Below are 16153 nucleotides of genomic sequence, written 5' to 3' on the forward strand. Positions count from 1 at the left end.
CACATCACTACCCTCCGGCGTACAACGTCGGCTGATCGACCAACGTCACCTCGACACGCTCGCCCTGGGCGTACGACCGCACTGCCGCTTCCGCGACGGCCGTGGCGGCGTAGCCGTCCCATGCGCTCGGCCCGGTGACCTGACCGGCGGCGAGGCCGTCGACCCAGCTCTGCAGCTCGCAGGTGTACGCGGGAGCGAACCGGGTCTGCCAGTCCGCGGGAACGCCTTCGCTGCGGCGTCCGGCGGTCAGGACCACGGTCGTTCGCGGGTTGTCCAGACTGACGGTGCCGAGGGATCCCACGATCTCGCATCGCACGTCATAGCCGTACTGGCAGTTGACGAACGACTCGACGGTGACGATCTCACCACCGGCCATCTGGATCACCGCCACCTGAGGGTCGCGCATCCCCTCCGCGGCGAGCGGGCTCGTCTTCACCGCCAGCACCGTGACGGCGGCGATCTCGGCGCCGAACAGCCAGCGGAAGATGTCGAACTCGTGCACCAGGGAGTCGGTGAGGGACATCTCGCCGCGGAAGAAGTCCGGCACGGTGGCGTTGCGATGGATCGCGTGCGCGAGCAACGGCACCCCGATCGCGCCGTCCGTCATGGCCTGCTTCACGTCGAGGTAGCCGGGGTCGTAGCGGCGCATGAAGCCGAGCTGGACGAAGCGCCGTCCGGCGGCCTGCTCTGCCACCAGCACCCGCTGCGCGTCGGCGGTCGTCGTTGCCAGCGGCTTCTCGCAGAGCACCGGCTTGCCGGCGGCGATGCAGGCGATGGCCTGGTCCGGGTGCAGGTGTCCCGGGGAGGCGATCAGGACGGCGTCCACATCGTCGGCGGCCACCAGGGCCTGCCACGACGGGGACGACGCTGCCCCAGCCGACGCGGCGACCTGCTGTGCCCGTTCGGTCGCCACGTCGAACACGGCGGTCACGGTGGCGCCCACGACCTGGGTCGTCAGCCGGGCCACGTGGTCGGCACCGATCATCCCGGTGCCGATGACACCGACTCTGAGGGTCATCTGAGACTGCCTCTCCGTATCTCCCGGCATCCTCGGGGAACCTCCGCGTGCTGCCCGTTCGCGACGTGCTGAGGCATCGATCAGTTGATGATCTCGCCGCGCTCATCTGCGAGGATCGCCGCCAGCCGCTCGCGCCATGCCTTGAGCTCGGCAGCGGTGAGCCGCTTCCAGTCGGTCACCTCGTCGAGGATCCGGATCGGGTCTCGGCTGCGATAGGAGCGGGTGGGGTTACCGGGGAACTTCTTGTCGGTCACGTTGGGGTCGTCCTCGAACGCTCCGATGGGCTCGACTACGTAGACATGAGGAGCACCGTCACCTGCGGCGAGTTCCGCTGCCAGCCCGGCACCGTCGGGCAGCGCGGTGAAGTAGACGTGGTTCATCACCACCTCGGGCCGGTAGTTCGACCGGAAGCCGGCCGTGAGCAACTCGCCGACCCGCAGCGCGACGCGGGTGCCGTGGAAGAACGGGCCCGGGTCCAGCAGCTCACTCACGACGACAGCCTAGGACCCGGTTCCCTCGGCGCGTGGCGCAGGACCGCTCGAGCACGAGCTCGCTCCGGCCCGACGCTCCACCGGCGCCGTCGGCATAGGCGCTCAGGAACAAGGCGTCCAGGCTGGGCGGAGTGACCGTGAGCGCATGGATCCGGGCCTCGTGCAGCCGGCCGACGACGAAGTCCAGATGGTCGCCGTCCACCGTGAGGCGGGAGTCGACCATCCCGTCGATCGGCTCGCTGGCGAGGTCGCCCACGCCGACGTCGTCCGCCAGGCCCGTCGGTGTCTCGTGGGTGACCGCATGGACGGTGGTGCGAGTACGCCGGCGCAGATCCGTCAGGCTGCCGGTGGTCACGCGGCGCCCACGGCGAATCATGGTCACCCGGTCGGCCAACGCCTCGACCTCGGCGAGGATGTGGCTGGAGAGGAGGACCGCGCAGCCGTCACGGCGGCGCTCACGTACGCACTCCTGGAAGGTGCGCTCCATCAGGGGGTCCAGGCCCGACGTGGGTTCGTCGAGGATCAGAAGGTCGGCGTCGGCCGCCAGGGCGGCGATCAGGGCGATCTTCTGCCGGTTGCCCTTGGAGTAGTCGCGCACCCGCTTGGTCGGGTCGAGGTGGAACCTCTCGATCAGATCGTCCTGGATGCGCGGCCGGGAACCACCGTTCGCGGTCGCCAGGACATCCAGGCATTGTCCTCCCGTCAGCGCCGGCCACAACGCGACATCACGGCACGAGCCGGGGTCACCGCCGAACAGCCGCACCCGGCCTTGGCTCGCGCGGATCATCCCCAGCACGATGCGGATCGTGGTCGACTTGCCGGCGCCGTTGGGACCCAGGAAACCGTGGACCTCCCCGGGCTGGACCTCGAGGTCCAGCCCGTCCAGGGCACGGACCGAGGCGAATTCCTTGACCAGGTTCTCGGCCAGGATCACTGGCGCAGCGCCATTCATCGGGCTACTCCGTCTCTCGAGGTTCCGGGCGCACGCCAGCCTCCTGGTGTGCTGATGGTTCGGCGGACGGCGGACGGCGGACGGCGGAACGCGCCGTCCGTGTAGATGGTGGTCACCTCTGCCGCCCACCGCGTGATGCCTTCCGGCGCCAGTGGGTCGACGCCCAGTACGGTCGCCAGCTGGTTGCGCAACAGCACGAGAGCCAGGTCGTTGACCAAGAAGAAGGCTGCTCGCACCTCGGGGTCGCCGGTCGGCGTGATGGCGCCCGTCGCGGTCATCGCGTCCAGCAGCGAGCGGGTTGCGGAGTACCACCGGCCGAACAGGGCCGCCCCCCGCTGGATCGTTGCTCAGGAAGAGCCGCCGAAGATACGCCGGGAGCGGCGAACCTGCGGGGAATCCACGGGCGAAGGCCTCGGCCAGCGCGGCCGTCCCCCGCCCGGCCAGCACCTCCGCCAGGTCCTGCCCCTCCAGGCCCTCCAGGACGGCGTCGAAGGCAGCGACGGCATGCCGGTCGACCCAGGACCGCAGCCCGTCCTTGCTGCCGAAGTGATGCAGGACGAGCCCGGGCGAGACACCCGCTTCCGCGGCGATCTCGCGAACGGTCACCGTGTCGAAACCGCGCTCGGCGAACAACCTCAGCGCCGCATTCCGAATCAGCGCCCGGGCGGTGACATCCTCCGCATCACGACTTCCTGAACTCATGTTCAGGATCCTCAACACCCGTTCAGTAGCTGCATCTCGAGATGTGCGACGTCGTCACTCCAGCCCGTTGCTAGGCACCCGCGGAGCCGCTGCGCCACCAGGCAAGGGTTCCGAGGACGCCGCCGACGGCGGTGACCACAACGAGAACGACACTCGGTGTGCTCAGGGAGGTGTCGGGGACAAGTCCAGCGGCGACCGCCGGGACCGACCAGGGCACGGCCTGTGCCCAGCCCAGAGCGGCCGCGACCTGAGCGGTGACCAGGGCGGCCAGGGCGCTGGCCAGGGGCGCCAGATACCCCCGACCGGCGGAGGCGACGAGCGCGACGGGCGCGCTGGCCAGGAGCATCAGGATGGCTGCGGTGGCCACCGCGGTGAGCCCGTGCCCCAGAACGGCGGACGCGCTGCCGGGTAGCTGCAGCGCGATCCCCACGAGGAGGACCTCTACCGTCAGCCAGGTGTTGAGAAGCACCGCCCATCCGGCGGCGACGGTGAACTTGGCCAGCACGATCATGGTGCGGGAGACGGGCATCGCGAGCAGGTAGCGGATGGTGCCGTCAGCGGCCTCGCGTCCGAAGAGCCATGTGAGGACGAAGGCGAAGAGCATCAGGTCGGCGATGGCGACGATCTGAGCCAGGAACGACAGCAGGCCCGGCCAGTCTGCGGACAGGCCGGACAGGTTGGCCTTCTGGTTGAGCAGTCCCAGATCGTGCGCCTGATCGGGGTGGCCCAGGATGAACATGAACAGGGCTGCGACACCGCCTGCGGCGGTGGCCACCATGATGGTCATCCCCGGCACCTTCGAGCGCCGCAGCTTGAGAACCTCGACGGCCAGGGCGTCACGGTACCCGGTGCTCATGCCGCACCGGCCTGGTCGTCGTGGGATGTGGTCAGCCGCAGGAACAGCTGCTCCAGGTCCTCCCGTTCGATCGTGATGGACGTCGGAGGCGCGCCCGCCCTGACCAGGCAGGTGGCGACCTGGTCCGGGGCCTCGATCGCAGGCCGCGACGTGCTGATCATCGTCGCTGCCTCGACTCGCCCCTGCGCCCCCCAGGCGTTGAGTGCTGCCAGTGCTCGACATGCGACTTCGCGGGAGCGGAAGGTCGAGACGAGACTCGCTCGGCCGGCGGTGGCGAGCTGGTCTCCGCTGAGTTCGGTGATCAGCCGACCGTTGTGGATGATGCCGATTCGGTCGGCGAGCCTGGCGACCTCGGTGATGAGATGAGTGGACATGAAGACGGTCACCCCGTCGTCGGCCAGTGCCCGCAGCAACGACCGGATCTCGACGACGCCGGCGGGGTCGAGTGCGTTCACGGGCTCGTCGAGGATCAGCAGCTCCGGCCGGTGGAGCAAAGCCAGGGCCAAGCCCAGCCGCTGCCGGTTACCCAGGGACAGGGCTCGTGCCCGCACCTCGAGGTAGGCCGTCAGCTGCAGGCGTTCGGTGACCTCGTCCACGGAGGACGCCGACAGGCCGCGGTATCGCCGTGCGACCACGACATGGTCCCGAACGGTCAGATCCGGGTACAGGCCCGGACCTTCCACCAGGTATCCGACGCGCGCCCACACTCGGGCCGCCGTCCGACCACCTCGAATCGGCGTGCCCCAGAGCGTGACCTCGCCCGCCGCCGGCGTGATCAGACCCAGCAGGGCACGGATCAGCGTGGTCTTCCCCGCGCCGTTGCGGCCGAGGAAGCCGTAGATCTCGCCACGATCGACGGAGAGATCCACGCCGTCGACGGCAGTGGTCGCGCCGAAGCGATGCGTCAGCCGTCGGGCAACGATCACCGATGCGGTCGACGATTGCCGCTGCCGGACGCCTGGTGCAGACCCGCCTTCAGAGTCTGTTTGAGCCACGTGGCCACCTCCTCGACAGCGTCGGGGCCGATCTCTTCTCGGTGCAGCCCGACGAACACCAGGGACCGCAAGAGGCCCAACAGCACCCGTTCAGGTACCTCGATGTCATGGCCGGACTCGTGCAGCACCTCCGCCACGCGGTGGACCATCCGAACGTCGCGGTCCAGCAACCTCGCCTGTTGCTCCGCAGGACAGGCTTGCAAGATCCGCAGCCCTTCGGGCGTCATCAGGACGGCGAGCAGCGGGTGGCGATCCAGCGCATGAACCGCTGAGTCGATGAGGAAGTCCACTGCGCCCGCGGGGTTCGCGCGAACCGACGCCTCCAGCTCGGCGTGCATGGCCGTCTCGTGGTCCTCCAGCAGAGCCAGGAACAGCGACTCCTTGCTGTCGTAGAAGCGGTAGAACGCCCCTTTGGAGATCCCGGCACCACGCGCCAGCTCATCCACCGTCGCGCCCCGGAGCCCTCGCTGTGCGAAGGCCTGTTGGCCCACCTCCTCGAGGCGCGCCCGAATGCGATCACTCTCGTCAGAGCTGAAGGGTCGAGGCACCCCTCGATGCTATGACTGTATGACTGGAATCGCAATAACGGTCACAGATTGCGCGGGGGATGCCGTTGCCTCGCGTCACTCCTGCTCCTCCGTAAGGTCGCCGCCGGCGGCAAGGAGCGACTCCCCGAACGCGGTCAACCTGGCGGCCGTCGCGGGGTCGATCGGGGCACCGCGCCGAGACAACACCTGGCTCGGCACGAGGCGAACGCGAAGGAGACGACTGAGGTTCCACTCCGGGCCGCCTGGCGACGGCAGGGTTTGCGGACAAGCTGCGGACGAAGCCGAAGGACTGGATCCTCGAGATCTGGCTCCAGTCCTCTGACCAGCTACTTCGTGCTAGCGGGGACAGGAGCCGTCGGTCGCTGCGCTCCCTCCTCCCAAATCCTGGCTCACCAACCAGCAAAAGAGTTAGGCCCGGATCCCAAGTGCAGGATCCGGGCCTAACTTCTTTGTAGCGGGGACAGGATTTGAACCTGTGACCTCTGGGTTATGAGCCCATCAGAAGCAGCCAATCAGCCGTGTTCACAACGACGTCGCAGGCGACTAAACTGCAGCTCAGAGGCGCTTTTTCGGTCCGCTGACGTTCGCCCGGATCCGAGGCGTCACGGCAAGGTTTGCGGACAATCTGCGGACAAACGATCATCGTTGGGAACGGACCATGGCCTGGCTGAAGTCGCGGACCAAGCAGGACGGCACCGTCCAGTACACGGGCATGTACCGCGACCTGCAGGGCCACGAACGCTCAGCAGGCACCCACACGTCCAAGCGCGAGGCGCTCCGCAAGGCAGCCGCCGCAGAGAGTCAGGCACAGGCGGGAAAGGTCGGCGATCCCAAACGCGGCCGGCAGACCTTGCGCCACTACGTGGAACACGAGTGGCTCCCCAACCACGTCATGGAGGACTCCACCCGGGAGTCCTACACCTACGTGATCGAGCGACACATCCTCGGGCCGTTGGGTCGGATGCGCCTGGTCGACATCATGCCCTGGCACATCCGTGACTGGATCACCGAACTCGCCGGCCAGGGGGTCCGCGCCCCAACCATCCGCTCGGCGAAGGTCTGCCTGGACGCCGTCCTGTCAACGGCCTTCCACGACCAGATCACGGCCCTTCACGCCGGACGAGGCGTGAAGACCCCCAGCGTGGCACGCAAACCCGTAAGGATCATCACCTCCGAGCACTACCAGCGAATCCACGACGCCCTCGACAACCCGGCCATGCAACTGCTCGTCGAGACCGCCATCGAAACTGGCCTGCGCTGGGGTGAACTCACCGAGCTACGCCCCCACGACATCGACCTGACCAGTGGGGTGATCACCGTCGCGCGAGCCGTGGTCCAGCTCAAGGCGGCCACCAACACCGGACCCCGGTTCCGGGTGAAGGACTACCCCAAAGACGCCGAGTGGCGGCACGTCTCCATCGCACCCCACCTGGTCGACAAGTTGCGCACCCACATCGCAACCCATGACCTGGGACCCGACGCATTGCTCTTCTCCCTCCCCCACCGCGACGGCCCAGCGAGGCGGCGGCGTCCCGCCGTCCTGCCTGACCCGACCACCCTGGGAATGACACAACCCAACGAGCACAACCGCAGCTACCGGCACGGCACACTCACCGCCTACCAGGCAGGACGCTGCCGCTGCGAGCACTGCAGAGACGCCATGGCCGCATACCGAGCGACCCGTCGCGCCGCCGGCAGGGACACCCCCCGAGTGACCCGGACAACGTCCACGGACGCTGATCGCCATCTGTCCAACGACTGGTTCCGCCACCACGTCTGGAACCCCGCCCTCACCAAGGCCGACCTCGGTTACCGGGTCACCCCCCACGGCCTGCGCCACGCCCACGCCTCCTGGCTACTCGCCGGCGGCGCCGACCTCCAGGTCGTCAAGGACCGCCTCGGACACGGTTCCATCACCACCACCGAGCGCTACCTGCACACCCTGCCCAACGCCGGTGAGGTCGCCCTATCCGCCCTGAACAACATCCGCACCCCTACGCCCGGCCCGACGCGCCCTGAGGCAAGTGCCACCGAGACAGACGACCGGGTTTCGCTCGCTGGACTCGACCCCGACACCGTCCGGGCGGTCCTGGGCAAGCTACTCGCGCAAGTCGAGGACAGAGCGACAGCCGACAGGTGATCCAGTCTTCTCGACCACCCGAACTGCGCCCCGATAACCTCCGGATCATCCGTTCGGTGTGGTGAGGGAGGTTGATCCGGTGCCCGTGCAGGAGTCCTCGAACCACGCCGCCGTCGGTGTGCAGATGGTGAGGCTGCACGACCGAAGCGATCTTGTCGATCAGTGGGCGTCCGCTGCACTTCAGCGCAGAGTGCTGGATTGTCTCGACGAGGCGGGTCACCGGACTGTGGTGCCTGCAGAGCAGGTCCATGCTGCCTGTCTGCGTGCCGCGGAGTTCGCGCCGTTCGGGATTCGGCTGGCCAATGCTCTGATCAATGGCGACCTCGACCTGCGGGCCATGGCGGTTCCCGTTCCGTTGCACTTCTTGGGTTGTGGCTTCGATTCCGCACCGCAATTCGACGGCGAAGACGTGCACGAGTTGGCGTTTGTGGCGGGAGGCGCACGACGCGACGTTCCCGATGGGGTGCTGCGCACCTCGTTTCTGCCGGGCCTATTGGGCAACGGGGTCCGGATCCGTCGGGATCTGGTGTTGTCCGGTACCCGGATCAGCGGCGCCCACACCACCACGTCGTCGACCCGGCGGACCTCGGCTGTCTGGTTGACCGAGGCCGCGATCGGGGGCCGGCTCTTGGCGGTGGGAACCGTGATCGACACCCAGGCCGATCGCGCGATCCAGGCAGACCGGACCAGCGTGGCAGGGGACATTCGACTGATCCAAGGGTTCTCGGCCAACGCCGAGGTCCGGCTGATCGCCGTCCGTCTCGGTGGCAGCCTCGACCTGACGGGGGGCAGCATCAACGCTCGGAGCGGCCGGGCCTTGGACGTCGCCGAGGCCACGATCGGAGGCTCCTTCTTCCTACTGGACGATCCCGAGCACGGAATCCAACCGGTGCTACGCGGCCGAATCGAGATGGGACGCGCAGTCATCGGCGGCCGATTCATGATCCGCAACGCGCAGGTCCATGCACCGCCTACGGGTGCTGGATGGGAGTTGTACAACTCCGCGGAAAGCACCGAACGTGCAGCTCTGATCGCTGCCGGGTTGACCGTTCGCGGCGAGCTGCTGTTCGAGCAGGGCACGAGCATCGACGGTGGGCTTGTCCTGACGGGCGCTCAGCTCGAGGCGGGCGCCTCGCTGGACAACGTGTCCATCCGCAATCCGGGAAACCATGCAATCGACCTGTCTCAGGCGCGCCTCGGCGCATGGATGTCAATGCAGAACGCCACAGTCGAAGGCACGGTGAACCTGGCCAACACACGGGTCAGGGGACCCCTTGCTCTGAACGGAACCCGCCTCGACCACCCCCGGGACCACCGGTGTCTAATCGGCATCGGCGCCCAGATCGAGGGCGACCTGAGGTTGCCGCGCCTAAGCGCGCATGGTGGCAGCCTGAACCTCCGTGCTGCTCGCATCGGCGGCACCGTCGATGCCCAGGCCGCTGACCTGCGTAACCCGGACGATAAGACGTTGGGTCTGCAACACGCGATCGTGGCCGGCAATGTTCGCATGTGCCAGGGCTTTCGCTCCGATGGGCTGGTGCTACTGAACCGGGCCGACATCCAAGGTCGGCTCAGGTGCGATGCGGGTACGTTCACCTGGGACCCTCCGGCCGAACGGCGCGAGGAAGCAGAACTCAACCCACTCGGCTCCGCGTTCGAGGCGATCTCGGCCACGGTCCGCGCTGGGATTGGCTTGGGCTGGAAGATCGAGAGCGGCGGGGTCGACTTCACCGATGCCACCACCAGCTTCCTCGCAGACCGCGCTGAACAGGATTGGCCCACGCCGTCCCACCTCACCGGTTTCACTTACCAGCGTTGGGCTCCAGCGATCATGACCGACCACGGGCGTGGCGATTGGGACCCCGAGGTCCGTGCCCAGTGGCTGGCGCGGGTCGGCGGAACCGACTCCCGACCGTGGGAGCAGGCCGCAAAGGTATTGCGGGACAACGGCGACCCGGACGGCGCCGAACGGCTGCTGATCGCCTCGCACCGCCACCAACGCCGCCATCTTCGAGGCCACCCATGGCGACGGCTTCTCGATGTGGCCAACCAGTACGCCACCGGCTACGGCTACCGGCCTCAACGCACCCTCTACCTGATGGCCGCACTGATCGTCGCGGTCAGCCTCACCCTGCACCCCACTGGCTGGCAGCACCTGATGCGAGCCGCCGACCCCGCCGGGACTGTTTTCACTCCGACCGGTGCCGCCACCGCCACCGTCCATGGCCGCTGTGGACAGGGCAGCGTCCGGTGCTTCAACCCCGTCCTGTACGCCGTCGACACTGTCGTCCCGATCATCAACCTCGACCAACGCGCCACCTGGCACCCCAACGCGGAAACCCCCGAAGGGACCTACCTGGAATGGTGGCTCTCCCTATGCACCATCTTGGGCTGGGCGGCCTCGACCATCTTCGCCCTCTCACTCGCCCGCCTCGCCCGGACAACTCCATGAACCCCATCCCGGTGGCCAAGCCCTTAAGGACCGCATGAAGAGCGGCCTGGACCTGCGCACCGACAAGGCGGCCGACGACGATTCCGCTCCTACTGACCTCGTGAACGACTCTGCCTCGGCCCTGGGTTGGCGACCATTCACGAGCTCATGCTTGAGGCCACGCTCGTCGGGTCAAGGGGCGTGAAACCGCCAGCGAACTCGAGGGCAACCCAGCCTCGTCTGCCACGAGTCGCCTGTCACCGATTTCATCGGCAGGGTCAACGGACCTCTGCCTCGCCACCAACGGGGACTATCCCATGGCTACAGATTGCCCGTTCCGAAAGCGACCTCCCGCCCATCGTCCTTGGCACCTACGATCATGCCCATGAAGTCTGTGGGGACGGTTTCGGCCAGCCCTTGGCGCGGTAATTGGGTTGCCGTCGTCCTGGTGACCGTCTCGGCTACCTTCATCGCGACCCGCACCGGCAGTAGTGGGATACCGCCCGGGGCCGCAGGCAACGAGTCGGGGAGGACCGGACCCACAGCACCAGGTCCCCTTACGGCTCGGGCTGACGTGCGGCCGGGCGCTGAGATGCGGCTCGAACTCGCTGGTGGGGCTAGCTAGCCCGGCACGGGACGGGAACGGCAGGGCAGCGGCGGGCACGCAAGTCCAGACCATGAGTGGGGCTGCGGCGTCGCGGACGGCCGGGACGCGGAGGCGGGCGGGCAGGTTGCGGGAGTGGTGGGGGGTCCACGGGGCGGGTCGGTTCACGGGGCAGCTCCTTGCCGAAGGTGTGTGTAGTGGTCGCCGCTGCGGGCCCGCCCCGGGGGAAGTCGGGGCGGGCCCGCCGGTGGTTCAGGCGGCGACCGGGTCGCCGGGCGTGGGCTGGTGGGCGTCGGGACGCTCGGTGGCGCCGGTGTCGTAGCCGCCGGTGGTGGGGACCTCGTCGGCCCACGGGTCGCCGCCCTGCGCCGGGGGGTTGGAGCGGTGGCTGGTGGCGCCGTGCCAGCGCATCGAGACCGCGACGGAGCGGGCAGTGGCCTGCAGTGCGGGGTAGCGACCGGAGGTGTCGATGTACAGGTCGTCGGACAGTTCGGCGACGATCGTGTCGCCCTTGGACAGAGCGGCGACCCGCTCGGCCAGGTCGCGCCAGCAGACCAGGTCGACACTGACGGTGCGGCCCTCGACCCACTCGCCCTTGGCGTTGCGGTAGCGGGAGTTACGCAGGATCCGCACGACGCAGACGGGGTGACCGGACTTGGTGGTGGACAGGCGGGGCTGGGACGCGATGTTGCCCTCGATGGTGAAGTTGAACAGCACGGGGTGCCTCCAGGGGACGGTGGTGCTCGGGTGCGACCCGGTCCCGGAGCGGGCTGACGGCTGAAGGGCGGGCTGGTGGCCCTGCCCGGCTGCCCGGTCGGGGTGGTGTCGCGGTGACACGGCCGTCCGGGGCCGACCCGAGTGCCGCCCGGCAAGGGGCGAAGAACCGAAAGGATCATGGCGGAGCTTGCGGAGACATGATGTTTTCGGTGTCCCCTTGCGGGTGGTGCGTGGGGTCGGCCAGGACTGTTCGGCCGCCCACCGCCACGCCACCAACGGCGTTGCCGTCGCTCAGGGGCACCGCCCCTTCGGCTCGCCCCCCCCGTTACGGAACGGCTGATGTACCCATGCCGGCGGCGTTGAGGCGGCCGCGGTGTGCGACTGCGCCGACGTGCGGCCGGGGTCGGGACCGCCGATCATGACCGGCAGTCGAGGCATGGCGCGACCCCGTACTCAGGGCAAGGCCCCGGCGCGGCAGTGACTCGGGGCGACAGTGACCGCCCAGGTCCGGTGCTCCTGCGCGGTGACACCGTTGAGCCGCGGCAGGCGCGTGGACGGCTGCCCGGTCGGCGGTGGCTGACAGGCGGCCCCGCGCTGACAGTTGGCGGCGCCGTCGCGTGCCGGTGATCGTCCGCGGCGCTGCGAGTCCCGGGTCGCCTTGCCTGGTGCGACGGTCGAGGGGCCACTCACCCCGGCAGGCTGCTCGCCCGAGGCGCGCGGGATCGAGGTCGCCTGCGAGCCCCGAGCACCCGGCGCGAAGGGGAAGGATGCCCGGGGCGCGGCCCTGACGGCGCTGGGTACGGTCAGGCGGGTTGGTGGGCACGGCGGCGTGGCCCCGAGGACAGCGGCCAGGTGGGAACGCCCGGCGTGAGGGGAGTCGCTCGGCGGTGTGCCGGCCGGGGACGTGGCGGTGCCGGGACCGGGGAAGCGGACGTGGCGGTGCCGGGACCGGGGAAGCGGACGTGGGCGACGCCGGTGGCGCCGCCCCGGCGAAGGGCCGTGGGCAGCGCCACCGTCGGCGTGTCACCAGTCGTGGACGGTCAACGGGACCTGCGCATCCGGTAGCCCTCCGTCGGAATCGAGCAGGACCCACCCGGCCCCGGCGTCGGCAGCGTGCAGGAGCAGTGCCCTCAGGTGGGGCCACCGGGCCCATGCCAGAACCTGCGCCGGGTCGTCGGGCTCCCCGGCCCCGACGGTGTGGACCCACGCGCCGTGCTCGAAGGGGGCGACCATGGTGGGTGCCTCGCCGAGGGACTCGAACTCCGATCTCGGCAGGAGGGCGCTGCTGACGTCCGGGTAGGCCGCCTGCGGGAACCCGGCGAGGAACCGGCCCGCTGGGGACAGGCCGGGCTGGAGGTCCGGTTCGCCGGGGCGGAACAGAGCGGTCAGGACACGGGCGGCCTCGCCGGGGGTCAGGCTGTTCAGTTCGACGTCGACGCTGCCCGCGGAGACTACGCGCACGCGGCCTGAGTGGTGGCCGCCGCCGTGCCAGCGGGCGTCGTCGGCGTCAGCCGGCCACGGCTGACCCAGGACCCCTGCCGGGATGATCTCGCGCAGTTGGGTGCAGGTGGCGGCCTTGGCCTGCTCGTCGTCACGCTGCCGGGCCAGGAGCACGAGGGCCTTCGCGTGCCGGTCGAGGAGGTCGGGGACCAGGCGCCGGTTCAGGTTCGAGACGATCCACCTCGTGCCCCGGTCGGCGGCGACGCTGATCTCCGGGGCGTCCCACTGGTAGATGCTGAGGCCGTCCGGGCAGGTACCCCGCAGGCACAACCGGTTCCCGACCAGCTTGACCGTGATCACGGCACCATCGGTGTGGACCAGCCGCGGGGCCCGACCCGGCGGGGTGTCACTCGGTCACGAGCGCGCGCCGCGAGGACCGGGATCGCGCCGGGCTGGTTGGCTGGGCGGCATGCGCCTGACCTCGCTGACCGCCACGGACACCCTGTCCTTCGACACGGTGGCCCTCGACGTGAGCGACGGGTTGTCCGTGATCGTGGGGCCCAACGGCAGCGGAAAGACGAACCTGGGCCGCCTGGTCCGACTCGCCGTGACCGCGGTGAAGGCCGTCGCCACCGGCAGCTTCGCCGAACTCGACCGCGAGTGGTCCCTGGCCGGACGGTACGGCAGCACCACCTTCGAGGTACGGCTGGGGGCGGCGTTCGAAGACGAGAACGAGCAGTCGTTGATCGAGGACTGGGCTCGAGCCGCCGTGGTCACGGGTCTGCGGGGCAGCAGCCCCCAGCAGGGGCCACGCTATGAGGATCTCCTCGCGGAAGACCTGGGCGCGGGAACGTTCCTCGGCGCCGGCCAGCTCGTCGTCCGCCACGACCCAGGCCCCGGCCACCCGTGGGCCGTCTTCTGGCAGACCGCGGAGCCGTTGGCCCACCTGGATCTGTGGCAGTCGCACGCCGTCGTACCCGGCACGGTGACCGCCGAACGGGTGGGGACCGCGCGGTCGGACCTGCGGGCGGAGCTCTGCCGCTCCCCCGACGAGGGGCAACCCCTTCCCGATTTGAGCGAGCAGTCGCCGCAAACGGTCGTCACACAGTACGAGAAGGTGTTGGGCGCCTTCACGTTCACCGATCTGGTGGCCACGTCGGCGCCGGTGGAACTCATCGCCCGCCGAGCAGGCAGCAACCCCGAGGCCGCCTCCTTGCGGCGGCTGATCGAACGGTTCCCCGAACTGCGGGAATCACCCCGCGACCACGTCAGCTTCGCCCAGGTGCTGGACCATCTGCTGTCCGGGTCCCTGACCGTCACCGAGAACCGGCGGTCCCCGGTCCGGGCGATGGTGGACGTGCCGGAACTGGCGAGCACGGCCGGGATCGAGGACGGCTCCGGGACCGCGGTCGAGCTGCTACGGCTGAAGAACGGCGACGCGAGGGAGCGTGCCCGCTTCCACAGGGCGCAGGACGTCTTCACGCAGATCACCGGCCGGCGCCTCGACGTCCGCCAGCAGGCCGTCGACGTCGGCGCCGACACCCACCGGCTGCTCGTGGTGCCCGTCGTAGTCGATGTTCACCCCGAGCACGGGCACGACGTGGATATTCCCCTGCGTCTGTCGGGTGCGGGCGTCGAGGAGGCCGCCTTCCTGGCGGTGCTGCTGACCGATGACCGACACACCCTGCTGCTGGACGAGCCGGCGACGAACCTCGGCCCGGTCGCGCAACGACGGCTGCTGGACGTTCTGCGGCAGTCCCGCGCCGGTCGACAGACGATCCTGATCACCCACAGCGCCCACCTGGTGCCGATGCGGGACGCCGCCGACCTGGCTGCCGTCACCCGACTGGACCACCGCGACGGCCGGACCCTCGCGCACCGGCCGAGGCTGGACCAGCGCGAGTTCGAGGATCTGAAGGAACTGCTGCGCCAGCCGCGGATGCGTGACCTGCTGTTCGCCGCGGGAGTCGTCCTGGTCGAAGGCCCGACCGAGGTGGACGCGTTCGAGGTGTGGCTCGCCCAAGCCGACGCCCGGGGCTTGGCGACCCCGCAGTCCGCGCACGTGGTCTTCGTCAGCGTCGACGGGGACGAGAGGTTCGCCAAGTTCGCCCGTGTTCTGGAGGAGCTCGCCGTCCCGTACGCGATCGTGTCGGACGGGCCCGCCCTGCACGCCACGGGCGCTCTATCGAAGCTCCCCGCCCCCGCCCCCTCACCGCAGGACCCGGCGTCCGAACCGTTCCAAGACGCCGTGGCACGCTGGTCCGCCCACCGGGTACGGACCCTGGCCGTCGACTTCGGGATCGGCCCGGACAAGGGCAAGGGCGAGATCGAGGCGTTCTTCGCTCGGGTCGACGCCCCCGTCTGGGACGAACTCACCGCGGCCGCCGGACGTAAGGACAAGCCCATGCTGGGCTACCGGTTCGCTAGCCGCGTTGAAGTCCCGGCCTCCGTCATCGACCTGTGGCGGGACCTCCTGACTGACCTCGGCCTCACCTGAGCCACACGCCGCCGAACGGACAGACAGTGCCAAGGGTCCACCCGCGACCCGCGGAGACGGTGCCAGTGGCGGGCCGGAGGGTCTCACCCGGCCGTCATCGGCGGCGAACCACCGGGCGTTGATCGCGGATCGGCGGTGACGCGGGAGAAGACCAGTGCGTCGCTGCGCCGGGTGGGGAAGACGAGGAACGAGCGGAGCCGGCCTTCTGGAAGGTAACCGCACTTGGTCAGCAGTCGGAGAGAGGAGACGTTGCCGGGCTCGACCCAAGCCTCGACGCGGTGGAGACCGGCCGCACTCAGAGCCCAGTCGGTCAGCAGCGCGACCGCGTGGGAGGCGTACCCGGCTCCGCGGGCAGAAGGGGTGAGCCAGTAGCCGAGGCCCGCAACACCGGGCTGCGGACGCAGCAAGAGGGCGACACAGCCACGCGCCAGGTCGTCGGAGACACTGGTGATGGCCAGGGACCAGCCCTGCCCCTCGCGGGATCGGGTCCATTGCCGTTCGATGAAAGCCCGCCCCACCTGGGGGGTGTAGTCGGACGGGACCGTGGTCGCTTCCGTGATGGCCGTGTCCTCGCCGGCCTCGCGCACACAGGGGAGGTCGTCAAGGCGCCACGGGCGCAACCGGACAAAGTGATCGGCCAGCGGCGGAGCCGGCGCAGTCAGGTTCACGGATCAGCTCTTCCGAGGTGCGAGGACATTCCGGGCGGCGACACGACGAGGACGGGTGAGCACCACTCCCCCAGCCACCATAGTGCGCTTCCGG

Annotated in this window: 12 protein-coding genes and 1 pseudogene; 3 read left to right on the forward strand and 10 right to left on the reverse strand. The window is 69.3% G+C overall.

What is annotated here, in order from left to right; genetic code table 11:
• Positions 1-7: 7 nt before the first annotated feature.
• The 7 genes and pseudogenes from IPK24_23675 to IPK24_23705 form a co-directional block, all read right to left on the reverse strand.
• The gene (locus IPK24_23675; protein ID MBK8078463.1) at positions 8-1018 is read right to left on the reverse strand and encodes a Gfo/Idh/MocA family oxidoreductase; all 1011 of its coding nucleotides are present in this window, start codon (positions 1016-1018) and stop codon (positions 8-10) included.
• Between the two features lie 80 nt (positions 1019-1098).
• The gene (gene arr, locus IPK24_23680; protein MBK8078464.1) at positions 1099-1509 is read right to left on the reverse strand and encodes an NAD(+)--rifampin ADP-ribosyltransferase; all 411 of its coding nucleotides are present in this window, start codon (positions 1507-1509) and stop codon (positions 1099-1101) included.
• Positions 1502-2461: an ABC transporter ATP-binding protein gene (locus tag IPK24_23685; protein MBK8078465.1), complete on the reverse strand. Its 960-nt coding sequence runs from the start codon at positions 2459-2461 to the stop codon at positions 1502-1504. The genes arr and IPK24_23685 overlap by 8 nt, the downstream gene beginning before the upstream one ends.
• Positions 2458-3163: pseudogene (locus IPK24_23690) on the reverse strand (TetR/AcrR family transcriptional regulator). Before IPK24_23690 ends, IPK24_23685 begins: the two are co-directional and overlap by 4 nt.
• Positions 3164-3233: 70 nt before the next feature.
• The gene (locus IPK24_23695) at positions 3234-4019 is read right to left on the reverse strand and encodes an ABC transporter permease (protein MBK8078466.1); all 786 of its coding nucleotides are present in this window, start codon (positions 4017-4019) and stop codon (positions 3234-3236) included.
• Positions 4016-4945, reverse strand: a complete 930-nt coding sequence (locus tag IPK24_23700) for an ABC transporter ATP-binding protein (protein MBK8078467.1) — start codon at positions 4943-4945, stop codon at positions 4016-4018. The genes IPK24_23695 and IPK24_23700 overlap by 4 nt, the downstream gene beginning before the upstream one ends.
• On the reverse strand, positions 4942-5562 hold the full coding sequence (locus IPK24_23705; protein MBK8078468.1) for a TetR/AcrR family transcriptional regulator: 621 nt from the start codon (positions 5560-5562) through the stop codon (positions 4942-4944). Before IPK24_23705 ends, IPK24_23700 begins: the two co-directional genes overlap by 4 nt.
• Before the next feature lie 658 nt (positions 5563-6220).
• Here IPK24_23705 and IPK24_23710 point away from each other — a divergent pair.
• Positions 6221-7702 carry a tyrosine-type recombinase/integrase family protein gene (locus IPK24_23710; protein ID MBK8078469.1) on the forward strand — a complete coding sequence of 494 codons (1482 nt, stop codon included), beginning with the start codon at positions 6221-6223 and terminating at the stop codon, positions 7700-7702.
• Positions 7703-8519: 817 nt separating this feature from the next.
• On the forward strand, positions 8520-10154 hold the full coding sequence (locus IPK24_23715; protein ID MBK8078470.1) for a hypothetical protein: 1635 nt from the start codon (positions 8520-8522) through the stop codon (positions 10152-10154).
• A gap of 835 nt (positions 10155-10989) precedes the next feature.
• Here IPK24_23715 and IPK24_23720 read toward each other — a convergent pair.
• The gene (locus tag IPK24_23720; protein MBK8078471.1) at positions 10990-11454 is read right to left on the reverse strand and encodes a single-stranded DNA-binding protein; all 465 of its coding nucleotides are present in this window, start codon (positions 11452-11454) and stop codon (positions 10990-10992) included.
• A 1023-nt stretch (positions 11455-12477) separates the two neighbouring features.
• Positions 12478-13254 (reverse strand): hypothetical protein, encoded by a 777-nt coding sequence (locus tag IPK24_23725; protein ID MBK8078472.1) that lies wholly within the window; start codon positions 13252-13254, stop codon positions 12478-12480.
• Between the two features lie 109 nt (positions 13255-13363).
• On the opposite strand from IPK24_23725, the gene IPK24_23730 reads away from it, so the two are divergent.
• Positions 13364-15391 carry an AAA family ATPase gene (locus tag IPK24_23730; protein MBK8078473.1) on the forward strand — a complete coding sequence of 676 codons (2028 nt, stop codon included), beginning with the start codon at positions 13364-13366 and terminating at the stop codon, positions 15389-15391.
• A gap of 83 nt (positions 15392-15474) precedes the next feature.
• On the opposite strand, the gene IPK24_23735 is transcribed toward IPK24_23730, so the two are convergent.
• The gene (locus IPK24_23735) at positions 15475-16059 is read right to left on the reverse strand and encodes a GNAT family N-acetyltransferase (protein ID MBK8078474.1); all 585 of its coding nucleotides are present in this window, start codon (positions 16057-16059) and stop codon (positions 15475-15477) included.
• Positions 16060-16153: the final 94 nt, after the last annotated feature.

It is taken from the genome of Kineosporiaceae bacterium, assembly GCA_016713225.1.
Classification (GTDB): Bacteria; Actinomycetota; Actinomycetes; order Actinomycetales; family Kineosporiaceae; genus JADJPO01.